The organism is Oscillibacter sp. (genome assembly GCF_031978065.1).
In the GTDB taxonomy this organism is placed as follows: domain Bacteria; phylum Bacillota; class Clostridia; order Oscillospirales; family Oscillospiraceae; genus Oscillibacter.
The window spans coordinates 1-4523 of the sequence record NZ_DALZCH010000121.1; the positions used below are offsets into that span (position 1 = coordinate 1).

Consider the following 4523-nt stretch of genomic DNA (forward strand, 5'->3'; position numbering starts at 1 on the left):
AAAAATTCCTTGAGTTACAGGATGCGATCGTCGCTCAGGCGAAACCTCATGGATACATGGTCTAATGTAATCATATTCGTCTGTTCCACGGTGTCTCTCCCATCACAAAAACAACACAAATGCGTCCTGCCTCCTGCGGAATACCCACGCACCCACAGCCAGCGCAGCCACTGCAAATCCAAGACACTGCACATACGTCACCGGATCAGGGGACTCCCCCTGTAAAATCAGGGTCCTGGCAAAGGTAACGAAGTAATACAGCGGATTACAGCGAAGCACCCACGCAATGGATGGAGGCAGAATACTCTCCGGGTAGAAAATCGGGGTGAGGTACATCCACACCATGCTGACAATTCCCCAGAGAAACTGGGTGTCTCGGAAAAACACCATGATGGTGGATAGGAACATGCCCACGCCAAGGGTAAACAGAAAAATACAGATGATCAAAAACGGGAACAGCAACCACGCCTTTGTGGGATATACACCCGAAATCAGCGCGACGATCGCCAGCGGAATCAGTGCAATTAAAAAATTGATCAATGAGGACACCGTTCTGGTCACAGGATAAATGTATTTGGGGACATAGACTTTTGTAATCAAACTGGCATTGCCCACAATGGACACAAGGGTCATGCCGCAAGCCTCGGAAAAGAAGTTGAACAGAATAATGCCACAGAGCAGGTATACCGGATAATTGGGGATGTCAAAGCGGAACAGGTTGGAAAATACCGCATATTGCACCAGCATGGTCATTAAGGGATTTAAAAAGCTCCAGCAAACGCCAAGAACAGACCGCTTGTACTTTGCCTTAAAATCCCGGGAAACCAGCTGGCGAAAAAGAAAATTATATTTCCCAAGAGCCAGAATGCTGCGTATCAATATATTGGGAAGCCCTTTCTTCCAGCGGAAATAGGAGCGAAGAAGATACGCGCCCAGACACAATCCACTAATACCGACAACAGACCAATAGTTCCGGCCAATCCACAAGTAATCCTGGCCTTCGGCGGAAAAGCACAAGGAGCCCTCCACCGGAATATCGTTGACATATAGCGTTTCCCCGTCTTCGACAGGTTCCGTGGAGATCATGGGGACAATTGCACTGCCGGACACGGAATTTCCTGTGATCTCCAGCCGCAGGGGCAGCTCGGATATCCCCTCCAGCGCCGGGTCGGCAACCAGTGTTGTCAGTCCGCCCTCCTCCACAGTGGCAGCGTCAAAGGTTTCCTGAAGTAAAACCTCCTCTGTGGGGATTGAAATCAGCTTGACCGTCACCGCGCCCTCGTTCTGCCGGTAGAACGTTCCCCATTGCACGGAAATACTGTTTAATCGCTGGAGATCCAGCGTAAACTCATCCACAACCTGTGCACCGGGCACCATTTCTGTGGTTCCAGCCTGCGCTGTGGGCAGCGCTCTGCTTTCGTTGGAAGATCGAACGTGGAGCTGCTCCCCCATCAAGACATAAAAAATTCCGCTGAGGCCTAGGTAGCATATCATCAACATAAGACACACTCGGAACGGGCGTGCGGTTTTGTTCGTTTGAATTTTCATCGTTTCTATTCCCCATATCACACGCGCTGCACGAATAGTGGCGGCGTGTGCTACTTTGCTTCATTAAAATACATGATCATTTCTATTATATCTTTTTTCTTTGCAAAATACAACCTCGTCTTGTTTGCAAGAGTAATCTATAAACATACCTCGCATCGCGGTTTGCTCCGAAGCTCTGAAGCCTTCTTTAAATACAGTTCAGTTTCGCAGTCCTTGAAGGGAACCTATACTCATATTTGAGAACAGCAGCATAGACGGTTTTATTCTGTCATGCTAGGACCATTTTAATCTCTCTTTGACTAAAAAAGAAAAGAGTGACTTTATGACACTTTTTAGTCAATTTAATAAAAATGACTGACTCTGGCAGCAAGAATTTCATCTAATTCCGCAAATTTATCTATTTCGAAAATTATTGGCGGCCCCAATCAAACCCCAAAGGACAACGAAGTGTTCTATGAGGCTCACAATTCTTTCTCATTCAATGATTCCAAAATGCAGCTCGCTATCAAGCAGCGTCAGTGCAGGGCATGCGCAGGTTGGCGACTCGCCCAAGGCTCTTTAGCGCCGCACGGGTTAGCTTGCAATGTTCGTCCTTGTTCAAACGAATAATTGTCCGTGCCGGAATCTGAATTACCCGCTTTTCGGGATATATATTATAAATATGAATGAAGATGGATGAAGATGGATGAAGATGGATGAAGATGGATGAAGTTAAAGTGATAGAAACCTTTACCTGTGACCACTGTGGCACGGAATTTCCTATTGGAGAGCAGACTGTTTTCGACGAACAAATGCTGTGCGAGACCCGCTTACAGAAATGATCGCCGTCTGCGACCGCTGTGGCAAGCACATCTGGTCCGGTGACAGTGTGGGCGATTCCACCGCCACGCTCTGTAAGGACTGCTATGATAACTACTACCACCGCTGCTTTGACTGCGGTTGTCTGATCCACAACGACGATACGTACTATGTGGACGACGACAGCGACGGTCCCTGCTGCGGCAACTGCATCGACCAGCACCGCCGGGAAATCCAATCTTACTGCTACAAGCCTGCTCCCATTTTTTATGGAGAGGGTTTCTGTTATCTGGGTGTGGAGCTGGAAATTGATGACGGCGGCGAAGTAGACTCCGTGCCAAAAAAGCTGATGGATATCGGAAGCGGGGACGCGGAGCACATCTACATCAAGTGTGACGGTTCCCAAAACAGGGGAATGGAAATCGTGACTCACCCTATGCAGATATATCAGCATCTCACGGACAAGATGTCTGAAGATGGGGCCGCCCTGCTGGCTTTCTATTTCAACGGGATTTGGTTGCTGCCCAAGAATTTCACTCAGAGCTTTTCGGAAGTTACCTTTTGCCGCATGGATGAAGTTGAGACGTGTGTAGCTGAATCTAATTTTAAGAAGAACACCAAGGAAGCCATGATGCGGCTGGCGCAGCTACTTCAGCGGAAGCATAAGGCGCTGAAGGGACTTGAAAAGGCGGGTGTCTCCACCGGCGGCCTACTAGATCAGTTTATCGAATTGGGGATCAGCCCCATTCCGTTATGGCAGAATCTCTGTGTGAAACAAATTCCCGGACCAGTGGAACTGCTACGTGATATTTCATCGCGGGAGATTCCTGTTAAATACGGAAAAGCCAAATTCAAGTAAAATACGGTTAAGCAACACCGCTATCAGCCAAAATTGATTTATATTTTTACCTGCTATGATACATTATTATAGTCAATTCTATTGAGCAGCCAATTCAGATGCCCAGCAAAGCGAATTTCCGGGAAGATATTTGTCGGGAAAGGGAGGAGTCTTTATGCTGCCGCCTGATTTGCAGCGGTTAAAACACATCCGGTACTATTGTGTGGAAATTCAAAAACAATCGAGCGCTATGGGGATGCATTCGAGGTGTTTGACCAGGATGCGGACTATCAGAGATCAATTTTGCGTTCTATTTTACAGATTGGGGAGCTGAGTGGTGGCTTATTTGCGGAATACCAGCAGCCTGCCGCCGACCGTATTCGGTGGGGCCATTCAAGAGAATGCGGAATTTGGCTGCCCACAGCTACGGCAGCATGAGCCAGGATATTATCTGGGAGACCGCCGTTAGAAACATTCCGGTTCTAAGACAATTCTATGCGAGGTAGATGTGGAAAGTCAGGAAATAAGCGCCAAAGGTTTTCACTTCGTTTTCCGAGAATAGGATATCCAGCATCAAAATATTTGGCAAATGAAACGCCAAAACCACCCGATTCCAGACGGAATCGGGCGGTTTATTCTTGCCTGAAAAGTTACAAAAAGCAGTGTTTCTCCTTATTTCTTGCTCTCCGCCACGGCAACAGCAACCGCAACAGTCGCGCCCACCATGGGGTTATTGCCCATGCCGAGGAAGCCCATCATCTCCACGTGGGCGGGGACGGAACTGGACCCGGCAAACTGTGCGTCGGAGTGCATCCGGCCCATGGTGTCGGTCATGCCGTAGCTGGCGGGGCCGGCGGCCATGTTGTCGGGATGAAGCGTGCGGCCCGTGCCGCCGCCGGAAGCAACGGAAAAATACTTCTTCCCCTGCTCGTTACACTCCTTCTTATAGGTGCCTGCCACCGGATGCTGGAACCGGGTGGGGTTGGTGGAGTTGCCGGTGATGGACACGTCCACACCCTCGTGGTGCATGACGGCCACGCCCTCGCGCACATCGTCCGCGCCGAAGCAGCGGACGTTGGCCCGCTCACCCTCGGAATACCGAACTTCGCGGACAATCTTCAGCTCGCCGGTGTAGTAGTCAAACTGAGTCTGCACGTAAGTGAAGCCGTTGATGCGGCTGATGATCTGAGCCGCGTCCTTGCCAAGGCCGTTGAGGATGACCCGCAGGGGCTCCTTCCGGGCCTTGTTGGCGTTGCGCACGATGCCGATGGCACCCTCCGCGGCGGCAAAGGACTCGTGGCCAGCCAGAAACGCGAAGCACCTTGTCCCGTCCCGCAGC

The 4523-nt window shown here is 50.0% G+C and carries 4 protein-coding genes; 2 read left to right on the forward strand and 2 right to left on the reverse strand.

The genetic code is table 11. The features are described 5' to 3' along the window. Nucleotides 1-102 precede the first annotated feature (102 nt). Nucleotides 103-1500: an ABC transporter permease gene (locus RTK01_RS14330; RefSeq protein ID WP_312281621.1), complete on the reverse strand. Its 1398-nt coding sequence runs from the start codon at nucleotides 1498-1500 to the stop codon at nucleotides 103-105. Between the two features lie 844 nt (nucleotides 1501-2344). Between RTK01_RS14330 and RTK01_RS14335 the strand changes: the two genes are divergently transcribed. Beyond that, nucleotides 2345-3205 (forward strand): hypothetical protein, encoded by an 861-nt coding sequence (locus RTK01_RS14335; protein WP_312281622.1) that lies wholly within the window; start codon nucleotides 2345-2347, stop codon nucleotides 3203-3205. A 413-nt stretch (nucleotides 3206-3618) separates the two neighbouring features. Further along, nucleotides 3619-3690, forward strand: coding sequence for a hypothetical protein (locus RTK01_RS14340; protein ID WP_312281629.1), 72 nt, complete (start codon nucleotides 3619-3621; stop codon nucleotides 3688-3690). A 166-nt stretch (nucleotides 3691-3856) separates the two neighbouring features. On the opposite strand, the gene RTK01_RS14345 is transcribed toward RTK01_RS14340, so the two are convergent. Further along, on the reverse strand, nucleotides 3857-4523 hold a 667-nt coding region (locus tag RTK01_RS14345; RefSeq protein WP_312281623.1), incomplete at its 5' end, for a GGGtGRT protein.

Excerpts from the sequence above, each read along its gene's own strand:
- RTK01_RS14330 (WP_312281621.1), bottom strand. The coding sequence starts at position 1,500 with ATGTTGATGATATGCTACCTAGGCCTCAGCGGAATTTTTTATGTCTTG.